Here is a 13399-nt window from a genome sequence, read left to right on the forward strand (position 1 = left end):
CCGGGCCTCAGGGCACCAGCACGATCTTGCCGATCGAGGCCCGGCTCTCGATCAGGCGATGCGCATCGGCGGCATCGGCCAGCGGAAAACGGTGGCCGATGTCGACGCCGAGCGTGCCGTCGGCGACGGCCGCGAACAGCCGATCGTACGAGGCCCGCAGGGCAGGGCCGCGACGTGCCGGATCGCCGAGCAGGGACCACAGTGAGAAGCCGGAAATGGTCTGCGCCGCGGCGGTGACGCCGGCCATCTGCGCCGGGGTGAAGCCGGGATAGGCGCCGCTGGCGCCGCCATAGACCGCGTAGCTTCCCTCGGGCGCCAGCAGCGGCAGGCTCGCGGTGCTGACCTCGCCGCCCATCGCATCGAAGATCACGTCGTATGGGCCGGGTGCCTGTTCGGCCCAGCCCGAGGCGGACACCACGACCTGGTCCGCGCCTGCCGCAAACGCCGCATCGATCTTGGCCGCATTGCCTACCGTTCCGACGACCCGCGCGGCACCGGCGAGCCGAGCCAGACGCACCAGTAGTTGGCCAACCCCGCCGGCCGCAGAGTGGACCAGCACGCGTTTGCTGGCGGCCGGATGGCGCGCCAGCAGTTGCTCCGCCGTCAGCCCCTGCACGGCCAGCGACACCGCCGCATCGAACGATACGGCGGCCGGCAGTTTAAACGCCACGTCCGCCGCGAGCGCTACATGCTCGGCATAGCCGCCATCGAGCCGTGGCTCGGCGAAGATCGCCCCGAGCACCCGGTCGCCGATCGCCAGCCCGCTGACGCCATCTCCGAGGGCGATGACGGTACCTGCAACCTCGCCGCCCGGGATAAAGGGCATCGGCAGCTGCAGTCCCGAACGACCGGAGCGGATGATGGCGTCGCCGAGGTTCAGCCCGATTGACGCCACCCTGATCAGCACCTGGTCGCGGCCGGCGACCGGCATCGGCACCTCGCGGACCTGCAACTCACCGGGACCACCGAACTGCGAAATCGAAACCACCTGCATGGAACTCTCCTTGTCGAAGGCGTCCCTTGTTCCGATATCGAGCCGAGCCCGCTACAGACTTTCTGGTGTCATACGCACCGGCTGGTGCGCTTGGAGAATGCGATGAACCGGCTCTCGACCTGGCCCCTCGAACGCACCCTGCAGATCATCGGCGGGCGCTGGAAACTCTATATCCTGTTCCACGTCCTCGCCGGCCCACAGCGGCTGTCCGAGCTGCAGCGCGGCATTCCAGGCATTTCGCAAAAGGTGCTGGTGCAGCAACTGCGCGAGATGGAGGAGCACGGGCTGATCACCCGCACGGTGTTTGCCGCCGCGCCGCCGCATGTCGAGTACAGCGCCACGCAACTCGGTCTGTCGCTGGCGCCGCTGATGGATAGCCTGCAGCAATGGGGCATCCATCAGGCCAAGGCCACCGGAGACCACGAGCGCATGGTCTATTGCGATGCCTTCGCTGCCGAGAACCGCGCCGCTACGGCGGCCTGAAACGCACTGGGCAGTTGACCCTTCACGGCGTTCGCCCGACAATCGGTGGAGGAGAAGCCCGTGACCAATAGCGAACGACTGGCCCTAGGATTGATCGTTGTCGGCGTGCTGAGCCGGGTGATCCCGCACCCGCCCAACGTCACGGCCGTCGTCGGCGTGACGCTGCTCGGCGCCTACGCCTCCCGCAGTCCGTGGCTCGCGGCGCTGATCCCTCTTGCGGTGATGGCGCTATCCGACCTCGTCCTCGGCTGGCACAGCTCGGCGCTGTTCACCTATGCCGGCATGCTGGCCGGCACCTTTATCGGCCGCGGCCTGCTTCGGCAGCTTTCGGTTGTCCGACTGGGCGGAGCCGCGTTCCTCGCGAGCCTCGCGTTCTTCGTCATCTCGAATTTCGGCGTCTATCTGGGCGGCTACTACGGCTTCGGGATAGATGGGCTGGTAGCGTGCTACGTGGCAGCCATTCCGTTCTGGGGTTACAGCCTCGTGGGCGACATCGGCTCGACCGCGCTCCTGTTTGCCCTGTTCGTACTCGCACGCCGCTATGTCGACCGCGGCGCCGGCGCCGCAGGCGCCAGACTTTAGTTCAACTGAACCGTTTGCCGCCGCCGCGCCATTGACAGGCCGGGGCGGTGCGCCCTTTGGTGATCCTGCCGCCGCATACCTTCGCGGCCTCCGGACCAGCCCATGACTTCCACCATCGCCCCCGTCGAGGAGCGCCGCAATCTCGGCATCGGCATCCTGCTGTTCTCGCAGCTGTTCTTTGCCACGCTCGATACCTCAGCCAAGTACCTCTCCGTCATCGGCATTCCCCTGACCGAGATCGTCTTTGTCCGCTACGCCATCCACGTAGCGCTGGCGATCGCGCTGTTCGCGCCGATGCAGCGCGGGCTGTTCGTCACGCGGAACTGGAAGCTGCAGCTGCTGCGGGGGCTGTGCCTGCTTGGCGTAACCGGCGCCAACTTCCTCGCCATGCGCTTCCTGCCGTTGACGGTGACCGGCGCGCTGATGTTCACCATGCCCCTGATGGTGACAGCGCTCTCCGGCCCGTTGCTCGGCGAGACCATCGGCTGGCGCCGCTGGGCCGCCGTCGGCGCCGGCTTTGTCGGCATCCTGATCATCGTGCGCCCCGGCACCGAGGCGTTCCATCCGGCCTCGCTGATCTGCCTCGCCGGTGCGCTCTCGGCGGCGTTCTACTCGATCATCACCCGCAAGCTCGCAGGCGTCGACTCCGCCGCGACGCAGCAGGTCTATTCCGGCCTGATCGCGCTGACCTGCATCACCCCGTTCGCCTTTAACGGCTGGGTGTGGCCGAGCACCGGGTCAGGTTGGTTCGCGTTCATCGCCATCGGCGTCACCGGCATGATCGCACACCAGCTCAACACCATCGCGCATCGCTTCGCCCCACCCTCGGCGCTGGCGCCGTTCAGTTACACCGAACTGCTGCTGCTGGCGCTGGCGAGCTGGCTGATCTTCGCCGAACCACCGGACGTCTGGTTCTATGTCGGCGCTCCGATCATCATCGGGTCAGGGGTCTACATCTGGTTCCGCGAGCGCCAGCTGGATCGCCAGATCACCGTCGAGCCGGTGGAGGACTGAGCCGTGGCCAGCGTGGTGAAACCCGTCGAGGACCGCCGGCCATTCGCCATCGGCCTGATGATCGCTGCCCTGTTCTGCTACACCGTGATCGACAGCTGCGCCAAACTGATGGTGCAGGCCGGGCTACCTCCGATGGAGGTGGTGTTCGTCCGCTATGCCGGCCAGTTCATCCTCGTGCTTGCGTTCTTCGTGCCGCGCGACCGCAAGGCGCTCGTCGCGACGCGGAACCTGAAGCTCGAGGTGGCGCGTGGGCTGTTCCTGCTCGGCTCGACCATCTTCAACTTCATCGCTGTGGTCTACCTGCCACTGACCATCACCTCGGCCATCTCCTTCACCATGCCGTTGATCCTCTGCGCACTGTCGATCCCGCTGCTAGGTGAGACGGTCGGCTGGCGGCGCTGGCTGGCGATCGGCGTCGGCTTCCTGGGCGTGATGATCATCGTGCGGCCGGGCACCGAGGCCTTCCATCCGGCCGTGCTGCTGTCGCTGGGCACAGCCGTCTGCAGCGCGCTCTACAACCTCTCGACCCGCCGCCTTGCCGGCGTCGACAGTACCTCGGCGCAGCAGTTCTATGCCGCCGGTGTCGCGACGGTTTGCGTGCTGCCCTTCTCGTTGGGCGGCTGGACCTGGCCGACCGATCCGCTGATCTGGGGGTGCTTTGCCGGCATCGGCGTCGCGGCGCTGATCGGCCACCTGTTCATCACCACCGCGCACCGCTACGCCCCCGCCTCGGTGCTGGCCCCGTTCGGTTACCTGCAGATATTCTTCATGACCGGAGCCAGCTGGCTCGTCTTCAACCAGCCGCCCGACGTCTGGATCTACATCGGCGCCCCGATCGTCATGGCCTCCGGCCTCTACATTTGGCTGCGCGAGCGCCAGCTCTCGAAGTCGGTGGTCACGGAAGTCACGATTGAGGACTAGGCTGCCGGTGTCGCCGTCCGCTTCCTGAGCATCCCGCTTCCCGGCGCGAACAGCAGGGCGAGCAGGAACACTCCCGCCTGGATCAGCACGATGCAGGGTCCGGTGGCGCCATTGATGCTGAAGCTGATCAGCGTCCCCAGCACGCCCGAGGCGATGGCGACGGTCATGGCGATGGCCAGCATCGTTTCGAAGCGCTTGGCGAGAAGGAAGCCGATGGCGCCGGGGGCGATCAGCATGGCGACGACGAGGATGATACCGACAGCTTTCAGCGAGGCAACGATGGTGATCGAGAGCAGCGCGAGCAGGCCGTAGTGGAGGAGTTTGACCGGCAGGCCGATGGCGCGGGCGTGTTGCGGATCAAAGGCATAGAGCAGGAAGTCGCGGCGCTTGGCGAGGACAATGAGCAGCGTGCCGAGCGCGATGATGGCGGTCTCGATCAGGTCCTGCCAGGTGACGCCGAGCATGTCACCGAACAGGATATGGCTCAGGTGCTGGTCGGTTTCGATGCGCGAAAACAGTACCAGACCGACTGCGAACATGCCGGTAAAGACGATGCCCATTGCGGTATCTTCTTTGATCCGGCTGTTGTCTTTCAGGTAGCCCGTGCTCACCGCGGCAAAGAGTCCCGCGGCGAACGCGCCGATGGCGATCGGCAGCCCGATCACATAGGCGATGACGATGCCGGGTAGCACGGCGTGCGAGATCGCGTCGCCCATCAGCGACCAGCCCTTCAGCACCAGGAAGCACGACAGCACGGCGGAGACCGCGCCGACAAGGATCGCGACCAGCAGAGCGCGCTGCATGAAGTCGTAGGTCAGCGGCTCGACGAAGAAGGCGTAGAGGGCGTCCATCAATTCGCTCCCGCTTCGCGCAGCGCCCGCCGGCGGGCGGCGATGCGCCCGTGCTTGGGGGCAAAGAAGAAGGCGAGGAGGAACAGCAGCGTCTGCAGCGAGACGATCACCCCGCCGGTCGCGCCATCGAGGAAGAAGCTGACATAGGCGCCGATCGCTGCGCTGGCCGAGCCGAGCACCACGGCGATGATGATGAGGTTCCGGAACCGGTCGGTGAGGAGGTAGGCGGTGGCGCCCGGCGTCACCACCATGGCGATGACGAGGATGGCGCCGACCGTCTGCAGCGCCGCGACGGTGCAGGCAGCGAGCAGAGCGAAGAACAGCACCTGCAGCAGGCGCGGGTTGAGGCCGACCGTGCGGGCGTGGTTCTCGTCGAAGAACACCAGCATCAGGTCCTTCCACTTGAGGATCAGGATCGCCAGCGACACCAGCGAGATGATCACCACCTGGATGACGTCGCCGTCGGAGATGCCGAGGATGTTGCCCATGACGATGGCCTGCACGTCGACCGCGGTGGGGTTGAGCGAGACGATCAACAGGCCGAGAGCGAAGAACGAGGTGAAGATGATGCCGATGACGGCGTCCTCCCTCAGTTTAGTCCGCGCCCGCACCAGCACCATCGACGCTGCAGCGAGGCCGCCCGCAACGAAGGCACCGGCAGCGTAGGGGAGGCCGAACAGGTACGCCGTCGCGACGCCGGGCACCACCGCGTGGCCGAGGGCATCGCCGATCAGCGACCAGCCCTTGAGCATCAAGTAGGCGGAGAGGAAGGCGCAGACGGCGCCCACCAGTGCCGACACCCACATCGCCTTGACCATGTAGTCGTAGGTGAAGGGGACAAGCAGGTCTTCGATCATTTCTCGTCCTGCGACTTGCTGGGCGAGGCCGGCTTGCTGCCGCCGTTCTCGCCGTAAAACACCACCGGTCGCTCGTCATCGGTGAGCACGGTAACGCGGCGCTGGTCCTTGTCGTCGTGGAGGTCCTCGCCGGCGAGGTGGAAGTGCCGCAGCACGCCGCCGAACGCCTTCTCGAGGTTGGCCTGCGTGAACACTTCGGTTGTTGGGCCGGAGGCGAGGACGGTGCGGTTGACCAGCACCACCTGGTCGCAGAAATCGGGAACGCTGCCGAGGTTGTGGGTCGAGACCAGCATCAGCTGGCCCTGGCCGCGCAGTTCGCGCATCAGGGTGATGATCGCTGCCTCGGTCTGAACGTCGACGCCGGTGAACGGTTCATCGAGGAGGATGATGCGGCCTTCCTGCGCCAGGGCGCGAGCCAGGAACACCCGCTTCTTCTGCCCACCCGACAGCTCGCCGATCTGGCGCTTGCGATAGTCGCTCATGCCGACGCGGGCCAGCGACTGCTCGACCAGCTCGCGGTCGCGCGCCGATGGCATGCGGAAAAAGCCCATGTGGCCCTGCCGCCCCATCATCACCACGTCCTCGACCAGCACGGGGAAGTTCCAGTCGACTTCCTCGGCCTGCGGCACATAGGCGACGATGTTGCGCTTTAGCGCCTCACGCACCGGCAGTCCGGCGATCCGGACCTCGCCGGCAATTGGCTGTACGAAGCCCATGATGGCCTTGAACAGCGTGGATTTGCCGCTGCCATTGACCCCAACGAGGCCGGCAATGGTGCCGGCGCCAAGCCCGAACGTTGCGTCGCGCAACGCCACATTGCCGTTGGGGTAGGCGACGGTGACGCCCTCGACCTCGAGGCTCGGCTGCGGGGCGGGGTTCCATGCCTCGTGCGGCACGTTTGCGGTAAGCGTCACTTCCCGAACCCCTTGGCGATGGTGTCGACGGTAACTTCGAGCAGCTTGAGATAAGTCGGCGTCGGACCGTCGGCTTCGCTCAGCGAGTCGACATAGAGCACGCCACCATAGGCGGCGCCGGTTTCCTTGGCGACTTGCTTGGCCGGCTTGTCCGACACCGTGCTTTCCGAAAACACCACCGGGATCTTGTTGGCGCGCACCGCGTCGATGACCTTGCGCACCTGCTGCGGCGTGCCCTGCTGGTCGGCATTGATCGGCCAGAGGTAGAGCTCTTTCATCTGGTAGTCGCGGGTCAGATAGCTGAAAGCCCCTTCGCTGGTGACGAGCCAGCGCTGCTCGACCGGGATCTGCTCCAGCCGGGCGCGCAGAGGCGCATCCATCGCCTTGATCTGCGCGGAATACGCAGCGGCGTTGGTGTCGTAGGCCGCGGCATTGGCGGGGTCGTACTGCACCAGAGCCTTGCGGATGTTCTCGACATAGATCAGCGCGTTGTTCGGCGACATCCAGGCATGCGGGTTCGGCTTGCCGGAGTAGGGGCCCTCACCGATGCTCATTGGCTCGACGCCGTCGCTGACCACGACCTGGGGCACGTCCTTCACATTGTCGAAGAACTTCTCGAACCAGCGTTCGAGGTTCATGCCGTTCCAAAGCACCAGGTTGGCGCCCTGCGCCCTGACGATGTCTCGCGGCCCCGGCTGGTAGCCGTGGATTTCGGCGCCCGGCTTGGTGATCGATTCAACCACAGCCGCGTCGCCGGCAACGTTGCGGGCGATGTCGGCAATGATGGTGAAGGTCGTCACCACCTTGAACTTCCCCTGTGCAAGGGCAGGCAAGGTCGTCATCCCGGCCAGCGCAGCGAGGGCCAGGACAGCGAGGCGGCGGCGGGTGATCATTGTTCGGGCAATCTCTTGTTGCGAATGGTTTGCAATAGCATCTAGTTTCGCCCCGTTGTCAACTCTTTCCGGCTTGAGTTGCTTTCGTCGGCGCTTTCCGTGACAACCAAAGAAAAGTGCCTCCGGGATGGGGACCCCGCTCAATGCCTGCCTTTCGCATGATCGACGCCAAGCTGCCTGAGTTCGGCATTCCCTCAACGCGTCCTGAACTCGACCGTTCCGTCTATCTCGCCCGCTTCGCCGCGCTCGGCAGGGCACGCCGTGCGGCGGGGCTCGATGCGCTGGTGGTCTATGCTGACCGCGAGCATTCGGCGAACCTCGCCTACATCACCGGGTTCGATCCGCGCTTCGAGGAAGCGCTGCTGCTGATCACCCCGGACACCACGCCGACGCTGCTGGCCGGCCCCGAGAACCTCGGCCGCGCCGCCAATGCCGCCATCGATCTGGAGGCCCGGCTCTACCCGCCATTCGGCCTGTTGGGGCAGGATCGCACCAAGACCCCGGCGCTGGCCGAGGTGCTGCGCAACGCCGGCATCGCCCACCACCAGCGCATCGGCGTACTCGGCTGGAAGTACTTTGGCCCCGATGAGGCGGCCAAGCCCGAGGCCTGGCTCGAGACGCCATCGTATATCGTCGACACATTGCGCCAGATCGTCGGGCCGGATGGCCGGGTCGTGAACGCCAACGCGCTGCTGATGCACTCGGTGACCGGGCTGCGCGCCGTCAACGAGATCGTGCAGATCGCGCAGTTCGAGTTCGGCGCGGTGGCCTGCTCGGAAGCCGTGAAGGCGGTGATCGCCAATGTACGGCCGGGGATGAGCGAGTTCGAGGCGGTGCAGCAGATGCGGCTCGGCGTGCTGCCGCACTCGTGCCACACCATGTTCTCGTCCGGCGATCGGTTGGTCGGGCTCAACAGCCCGTCCGGTAAGAAGCTCGAGAAGGGCGACCCGATGACCTCGGCGGTCGGCTACTGGGGAGGCCTGTCGAGCCGTATGGGCTGGCTGGTGGCCGATGAGTCGGAACTGCCGGAGAATGTCCGCGACTATGTCGACCGCCTCGCCGGACCCTATTTCGCCTGCGCCGCCGGGTGGTACGAGACCATCGGCATCGGCGTCACGGGGGGCGAACTCGACGCGCTGGCGCGCCGGCACCTCGACACGCCGTTCTTCAAGCTGGTGCTCAATCCCGGGCACCTGATCCACATCGACGAGTGGATGAACACGCCGGTCTATCCGGGTTCGAAGGAGCCGTTCCTGTCGGGCCAGGCGGTGCAATGCGACATCATTCCGGCGGCCGGGCCGCCATACCAGGGCGCCAACATCGAGGATGGCATCGCGCTGCTCGACGACAAGGGCAGGGACGAGCTGAAAGCCGACTTCCCCGACGTGTGGAATCGCGTCGAGGCGCGGCGCGCCTTCATGGGGGATGTGCTCGGAATTCGGCTGAAGCCGGAAGTTATGCCGCTATCGAATTTGGCCGGCGCCATGCCACCTTACTGGCTGTCGCCCGACCGGATCGTTTCCAAAGCGTGATGCGCACACCGAGCCGTGCTTGCCAATTTGCTAAACGCCATTTATCTCGTTTCCATCGACATTTGGCTGACTTCCGGCCGTAAGCCACCGCGATCGGTCAGGCGCACGATAGGACTTCCAAAATTCGACTGACCGGGCAGGGTGATAGCACGTCGTTCTGTCCACCAACATCACTGCGAAGAGGGACTACCCGATGGAAAAGGGCACCGTCAAATTCTACAACGATCAGAAGGGCTACGGCTTCATTCAGCCCGATAGCGGCGCGAAGGACGTGTTCGTGCACGCCACCGCTCTGCAGCGCGCTGGCCTGACCGGCCTCAGCGAGGGCCAGAAGGTCTCGTTCGAGACCGGCGAAGATCGCCGCACCGGCAAGATCGCCGTCACCGAGATCTCCGCCGCCTGATCTGGCGTAGGATTTTGCATTGAAGAGGCCGGGTACCGCGAGGTTCCCGGCCTCTTTATTGCCGTGGGCCGGCGTATGTCGCTACTTCTTTCCGCTGCCTGCCTCGCCCCAGGTGATCAGCCGCGCACTGCGGTGGCCGGTAAGGTAGATCCACAGCCAGCTGATCGCCACCGAGACGCGGTTCTTGAGACCGATCAGGAAATAGATGTGGGCGAGCCCCCAGGTCCACCAGCCGATCCAGCCGGTGAGCTGGATCCAGCCGAAGTCGATCAGCGCGGCGCTCTTGCCCACGGTCGCGATGTCGCCCAGGTGGCGATAACGGAACGGTCCCACGGTCTGCCCCTTGAGCCGCGCCTTGATCACCGAGGCGGCATACTTGCCGCCCTGCTTTGCCGCATCGCCGATTCCCGGCACGGGTTTGCCATTAGGCGCCAGCACCGTCACCGTGTCGCCGATGGCGAAGATGTTTGGGCTGCCCGGCACCGTAAGGTCAGGCTCGACCTTGATCCGCCCGGCACGATCCGCCTCGACGCCGAGCCACTTGGCTGCCGGCGACGCCAATACGCCCGCCGCCCAGATGATGGTGTTGGCATGCAGCACATGGCCATCGAAGCGGACAGTATCCGCCGTCACCTCGGTGACCGGCTGGCCCAGCAGCACCTCGACGCCGAGCTTTTCCAGCGCCGACTTGGCGTAGCCCGAGAGGCTCTCTCGGAAGTTCGCCAGCACGCGCGGCCCCGCTTCGATGAGGATGACGCGCGCCTCTTCCGGTTTGATCGAGCGGAACTCGTGCCTCAGCGAGGTGCGCGCCAGCTCGATCACCGCGCCGGCCAGCTCTACGCCGGTGGGGCCTGCACCGATGATGGCGAAGGTCAGCAAGGCCTTGCGCTTCTCCGGATCGGTCTCCCGCTCCGCCGCCTCGAATGCCAGCAGCAGTCGGCGGCGCATTGCGGTCGCGTCCTCCAGCGTTTTGAGGCCCGGCGCGAATGGCTCCCAGTCGTCATGGCCGAAATAGGCGTGCCGGGCGCCGGTGGCGATGATCAGGCTGTCATAGGGAACGCGCCCGCCATCCTCCAGTTCGACCAGCTGCGCCGCCTTGTCGATGCCGGTGACGTTGCCGAGCAGCGTCGTGACCTCCGGCCGGTGCTTGACCAGCATGCGGATCGGCCAGGCGATTTCCGACGGGCTGAGGGCGGTGGTCGCCACCTGGTAGAGCAGCGGCTGGAACAGGTGGTGGTTGCGCCGGTCGATGACGGTGATGTCGACATCGGCGCCCCGGAGCTTCTGGATTGCCGCCAATCCGCCGAACCCGCCGCCGATGACGACGACGCGATGTCTTTGAGCCGAGTTGGTCATCTCAAACCCCAAACTTTGCGCCCGACCTGCATGTAAGCCCCGGCGAGATCAGCAACAACGGTCGAGCCAAGGCGTCAGCGCAGGTCACGCATGCGAGGGTCGCAGGGGCCTCTGTCGGCCGCTAGAGCGACGGCGCGTCGAAGTCCCGGCGCGCCGCTTCGATGCTCTGCTGATTGCGCACGGCGAACGCCCCCAGCGGGCGAACGCTGGCGACGAAGTCCTGGCCAAGCTCGGTGAGCTCGTATTCCACCCGCGGCGGGATGGTGGCGAAGGCGACGCGCAGGGCGAAGCCGTGACGCTGCAGGCTGCGCAGCGTCTGGGTGAGCTGCTTCTGCGAAATGCCGTCGACGGTGCGCGCAATCTCGTTGAAGCGCAGGCGCTCGCCGCGCAGCGCAGTCAACACGTCGATGGTCCAGCGGGCGCCGGCCAGATCGAGGATCTCGTGCACAATCTCAAACTGGCTGGCTGCGGCCATCATGCTCTCCTTCAATCTCGGGATATCCTTCGAACAGCACGCGGGCGGCCATGCGCCCGAAGGCGCCGGCGACCCCGGCCCGTACGGCGTCGATGTTGTCAAAACTCTGCCAGCTGCTGACGCGTCCGACGATAGCGGTGACATAGAGCCGGCCCAGCGACGGTAGCCGGCGCTGCTCGGTCATGACGAAGCGGAGCACTTTGGCAGCGGTAGGCTGCGTGAGGCCCGCCTCGATGGCTTGTTCGGCCGTGCCCACGGGCGTCGCCGGCAGGCAGTGGGTGGCGACGACACTGGCCACCAGCGCCAGCTTCGAGCCGAAGTGGTAGAGCACCGCCGATTTGCCGACGCCGGAGAGTTTGGCCACGTCCTCGATGCGGCCGCGCTCGTAGCCCTTGTCGAAGAACACCTCGAGCGCCGCGTCGATGATCTGGTCGCGTCGCCCCGCCTGCCGGCGGAAGTTCGGCACGCGGCGTTCGGCAGGTCTGCCGGGAAGAGCTGAAGTCATAGAGCACCCATAGTCGTAGTTGCCCCGGTCGCCGGCTGACGACCGGGATTGGTCGGTGTCTCGCGCTATTCGCCCATGGCGTGCGCGCGTTCCTCAGCGGTCATCGGCTTTGCGGCCTTGGGGCGGCGCAGTAGGAAGACGATGGGCAGCGAGGCGAAAGTGATGATCATCATCAGCTTGAAGTCATCGAGGAAGGCGAGCATCGCGGCCTGCTGCGTGATCATGCCGTGCAGCGAGCCGACGACATTGGCGAAGCCACCCGCGGCCGTCGCGAAGTCGCGCAGCGGGCCCGAGTCGAGGGTGATGCGCTCGGCCAGCTCGCCATAGTTCACCACCTGCATCTGCGCCAGGATCATCGTGACGAACGAGATGCCGACCCCCTGGCCCACGTTACGGATGAGGCTGAACATCGAGGTCGCATCGACCCGGTACTTCGCGTTGATGGTGGCGAATGCCAGCGAGTTGAGCGGCACGAAGATGAAGCCCATGCCGACGCCCTGGATGAAGCCAGAGACGAGGATCGGCCCGGAGCTCATCACGATGTCGAACTCGGTCATCATGAACAGCGAGTAGCCCATCAGCAGGGTACCGGCGACGATCAGCAGGCGCGGGTCGTACTTTGACACCAGGCGGCCGACGACGATCATCGACACCATCGTTCCGATGCCGCGTGGACCCATCAGCAGTCCGGTTTCGATCACCGGAAAGCCCATCAGCCCCTGCAGCATCGGCGGCAGCAGTGCCAGGCCGGAGAACAGGGTGATGCCGGTGATGAAGATCAGCGTCAGGCCGGTGACGAAGTTGCGATCCCTGAACATCGCCATGTCGATGAACGGGTTCTCGGCGGTCAGGCAGTGAACCACGAACACCCACACGCCCGAGATGGCCAGCAGCAGGTAGATCCAGATTTCGGCCGAGTCGAACCAGCCGACGCCCTGGCCGCGATCGAGCAGCATCTGCAGCGACGCGACGGCAAGCGCCAGCATGCCGAAACCGAAGAAATCGAACTTGCGGACCTTGATGGCCGTGTTCGGCATCAGCGCGAACAGCATGAAGAAGGCAAGAATGCCGACCGGCAGGTTGACGAGGAACACCGCGCGCCAGTTGAACGTCTCGGTCAGCCAGCCACCCAGCGTCGGCCCGATGATCGGCCCGAACATGATGCCGGCGCCAAAGATCGCCATCGCCTGCCCGAGCTGCTCGCGCGGGTTGATGTCCATCATCGTCGCCTGCGCCAGCGGCACCAGCATGGCGCCACAGACGCCCTGGATGACGCGGAACAGCACCATCTGGGTCAGATTGGTGGCGATACCGCACAGCAGCGACGCAGCGGTGAAACCCACGACGGCAGCGAGCAGCAGGTTACGCCGGCCGAAGCGGTCGGAGAACCAGCCGGTGAGCGGCGTCGCGATGGCCGCGGCGACGATGTAGGAGGTCAGCACCCAGTTGATCTCGTCCTGCGACGCACCAAGGCTGGCCCGCATGTGGGGCAGGGCAACGTTCGCGATAGTGGTGTCGAGCACCTGCATGATCACCGCCACCATGATGGCGGCCGTCAGCAGGCCCTTGTTCTTCACCACAACGGTCGGGGCCGAGATAGCGGGACCGGCGGCAGCCAT

The 13399-nt window shown here is 65.7% G+C and carries 15 protein-coding genes; 6 read left to right on the plus strand and 9 right to left on the minus strand.

From position 1 onward, the window contains the following. Positions 1-7: 7 nt before the first annotated feature. Entirely contained in the window at positions 8-994 is a 987-nt protein-coding gene (locus AC1DV8_RS09675) for a quinone oxidoreductase family protein (RefSeq protein ID WP_477157316.1), read from the minus strand. Positions 995-1096: 102 nt separating this feature from the next. Here AC1DV8_RS09675 and AC1DV8_RS09680 point away from each other — a divergent pair, with 102 nt between their 5' ends. The 4 genes from AC1DV8_RS09680 (at position 1097) to AC1DV8_RS09695 (ending at position 3994) form a co-directional block, all read left to right on the plus strand. Further along, complete coding sequence (locus AC1DV8_RS09680; protein WP_477150262.1) at positions 1097-1477, plus strand: winged helix-turn-helix transcriptional regulator; 381 nt, start codon at positions 1097-1099, stop codon at positions 1475-1477. 60 nt (positions 1478-1537) lie between these two features. After that, positions 1538-2059: a DUF6580 family putative transport protein gene (locus tag AC1DV8_RS09685; RefSeq protein ID WP_477150263.1), complete on the plus strand. Its 522-nt coding sequence runs from the start codon at positions 1538-1540 to the stop codon at positions 2057-2059. A 102-nt stretch (positions 2060-2161) separates the two neighbouring features. Further along, a complete protein-coding gene (locus AC1DV8_RS09690; protein ID WP_477150264.1) occupies positions 2162-3073 on the plus strand; it encodes a DMT family transporter in 912 nt (303 codons plus the stop codon). A gap of 3 nt (positions 3074-3076) precedes the next feature. Continuing rightward, positions 3077-3994 (plus strand): DMT family transporter, encoded by a 918-nt coding sequence (locus AC1DV8_RS09695; protein WP_477150265.1) that lies wholly within the window; start codon positions 3077-3079, stop codon positions 3992-3994. Here the strand turns inward: AC1DV8_RS09695 and AC1DV8_RS09700 are convergent. Genes AC1DV8_RS09700 through AC1DV8_RS09715 form a run of 4 tightly spaced genes read right to left on the minus strand, consistent with a single transcriptional unit; the run spans position 3991 to position 7509 of the window. Next, the gene (locus AC1DV8_RS09700) at positions 3991-4845 is read right to left on the minus strand and encodes a metal ABC transporter permease (protein ID WP_477157317.1); all 855 of its coding nucleotides are present in this window, start codon (positions 4843-4845) and stop codon (positions 3991-3993) included. The two genes, AC1DV8_RS09695 and AC1DV8_RS09700, sit on opposite strands and share 4 nt — an antisense overlap. Beyond that, complete coding sequence (locus AC1DV8_RS09705; RefSeq protein WP_477150267.1) at positions 4845-5702, minus strand: metal ABC transporter permease; 858 nt, start codon at positions 5700-5702, stop codon at positions 4845-4847. Before AC1DV8_RS09705 ends, AC1DV8_RS09700 begins: the two co-directional genes overlap by 1 nt. After that, positions 5699-6616, minus strand: coding sequence for a manganese/iron ABC transporter ATP-binding protein (locus tag AC1DV8_RS09710; protein ID WP_477157318.1), 918 nt, complete (start codon positions 6614-6616; stop codon positions 5699-5701). The genes AC1DV8_RS09705 and AC1DV8_RS09710 overlap by 4 nt, the downstream gene beginning before the upstream one ends. Continuing rightward, positions 6613-7509 (minus strand): metal ABC transporter substrate-binding protein, encoded by an 897-nt coding sequence (locus AC1DV8_RS09715; RefSeq protein ID WP_477157319.1) that lies wholly within the window; start codon positions 7507-7509, stop codon positions 6613-6615. The genes AC1DV8_RS09710 and AC1DV8_RS09715 overlap by 4 nt, the downstream gene beginning before the upstream one ends. 143 nt (positions 7510-7652) lie before the next feature. Between AC1DV8_RS09715 and AC1DV8_RS09720 the strand changes: the two genes are divergently transcribed. Further along, on the plus strand, positions 7653-9041 hold the full coding sequence (locus AC1DV8_RS09720; RefSeq protein WP_477157320.1) for a M24 family metallopeptidase: 1389 nt from the start codon (positions 7653-7655) through the stop codon (positions 9039-9041). A gap of 193 nt (positions 9042-9234) precedes the next feature. Continuing rightward, complete coding sequence (locus tag AC1DV8_RS09725; RefSeq protein ID WP_055879654.1) at positions 9235-9444, plus strand: cold-shock protein; 210 nt, start codon at positions 9235-9237, stop codon at positions 9442-9444. Between the two features lie 81 nt (positions 9445-9525). Here AC1DV8_RS09725 and AC1DV8_RS09730 read toward each other — a convergent pair whose 3' ends face one another. The 4 genes from AC1DV8_RS09730 to AC1DV8_RS09745 all read right to left on the minus strand — a co-directional run bounded on the left by AC1DV8_RS09730 (position 9526) and on the right by AC1DV8_RS09745 (position 13399). Continuing rightward, the gene (locus tag AC1DV8_RS09730; protein WP_477157321.1) at positions 9526-10800 is read right to left on the minus strand and encodes an NAD(P)/FAD-dependent oxidoreductase; all 1275 of its coding nucleotides are present in this window, start codon (positions 10798-10800) and stop codon (positions 9526-9528) included. Between the two features lie 121 nt (positions 10801-10921). Further along, positions 10922-11275 carry a winged helix-turn-helix transcriptional regulator gene (locus AC1DV8_RS09735; RefSeq protein ID WP_477150272.1) on the minus strand — a complete coding sequence of 118 codons (354 nt, stop codon included), beginning with the start codon at positions 11273-11275 and terminating at the stop codon, positions 10922-10924. Next, a complete protein-coding gene (locus AC1DV8_RS09740; protein WP_477157322.1) occupies positions 11253-11780 on the minus strand; it encodes a TetR/AcrR family transcriptional regulator in 528 nt (175 codons plus the stop codon). Before AC1DV8_RS09740 ends, AC1DV8_RS09735 begins: the two co-directional genes overlap by 23 nt. A 65-nt stretch (positions 11781-11845) precedes the next feature. After that, on the minus strand, positions 11846-13399 hold the full coding sequence (locus tag AC1DV8_RS09745) for a DHA2 family efflux MFS transporter permease subunit (protein WP_477157323.1): 1554 nt from the start codon (positions 13397-13399) through the stop codon (positions 11846-11848).

The sequence above is a fragment of the Devosia sp. P3_B2 genome, from assembly GCF_056402875.1.

Excerpts from the sequence above, each read along its gene's own strand:
- AC1DV8_RS09720 (WP_477157320.1), top strand. The coding sequence starts at position 7,653 with ATGCCTGCCTTTCGCATGATCGACGCCAAGCTGCCTGAGTTCGGCATT.
- AC1DV8_RS09740 (WP_477157322.1), bottom strand. The coding sequence starts at position 11,780 with ATGACTTCAGCTCTTCCCGGCAGACCTGCCGAACGCCGCGTGCCGAAC.
- AC1DV8_RS09735 (WP_477150272.1), bottom strand. The coding sequence starts at position 11,275 with ATGGCCGCAGCCAGCCAGTTTGAGATTGTGCACGAGATCCTCGATCTG.
- AC1DV8_RS09730 (WP_477157321.1), bottom strand. The coding sequence starts at position 10,800 with ATGACCAACTCGGCTCAAAGACATCGCGTCGTCGTCATCGGCGGCGGG.
- AC1DV8_RS09675 (WP_477157316.1), bottom strand. The coding sequence starts at position 994 with ATGCAGGTGGTTTCGATTTCGCAGTTCGGTGGTCCCGGTGAGTTGCAG.
- AC1DV8_RS09745 (WP_477157323.1), bottom strand. The coding sequence starts at position 13,399 with ATGGCTGCCGCCGGTCCCGCTATCTCGGCCCCGACCGTTGTGGTGAAG.
- AC1DV8_RS09715 (WP_477157319.1), bottom strand. The coding sequence starts at position 7,509 with ATGATCACCCGCCGCCGCCTCGCTGTCCTGGCCCTCGCTGCGCTGGCC.
- AC1DV8_RS09705 (WP_477150267.1), bottom strand. The coding sequence starts at position 5,702 with ATGATCGAAGACCTGCTTGTCCCCTTCACCTACGACTACATGGTCAAG.
- AC1DV8_RS09690 (WP_477150264.1), top strand. The coding sequence starts at position 2,162 with ATGACTTCCACCATCGCCCCCGTCGAGGAGCGCCGCAATCTCGGCATC.
- AC1DV8_RS09700 (WP_477157317.1), bottom strand. The coding sequence starts at position 4,845 with ATGGACGCCCTCTACGCCTTCTTCGTCGAGCCGCTGACCTACGACTTC.
- AC1DV8_RS09725 (WP_055879654.1), top strand. The coding sequence starts at position 9,235 with ATGGAAAAGGGCACCGTCAAATTCTACAACGATCAGAAGGGCTACGGC.
- AC1DV8_RS09680 (WP_477150262.1), top strand. The coding sequence starts at position 1,097 with ATGAACCGGCTCTCGACCTGGCCCCTCGAACGCACCCTGCAGATCATC.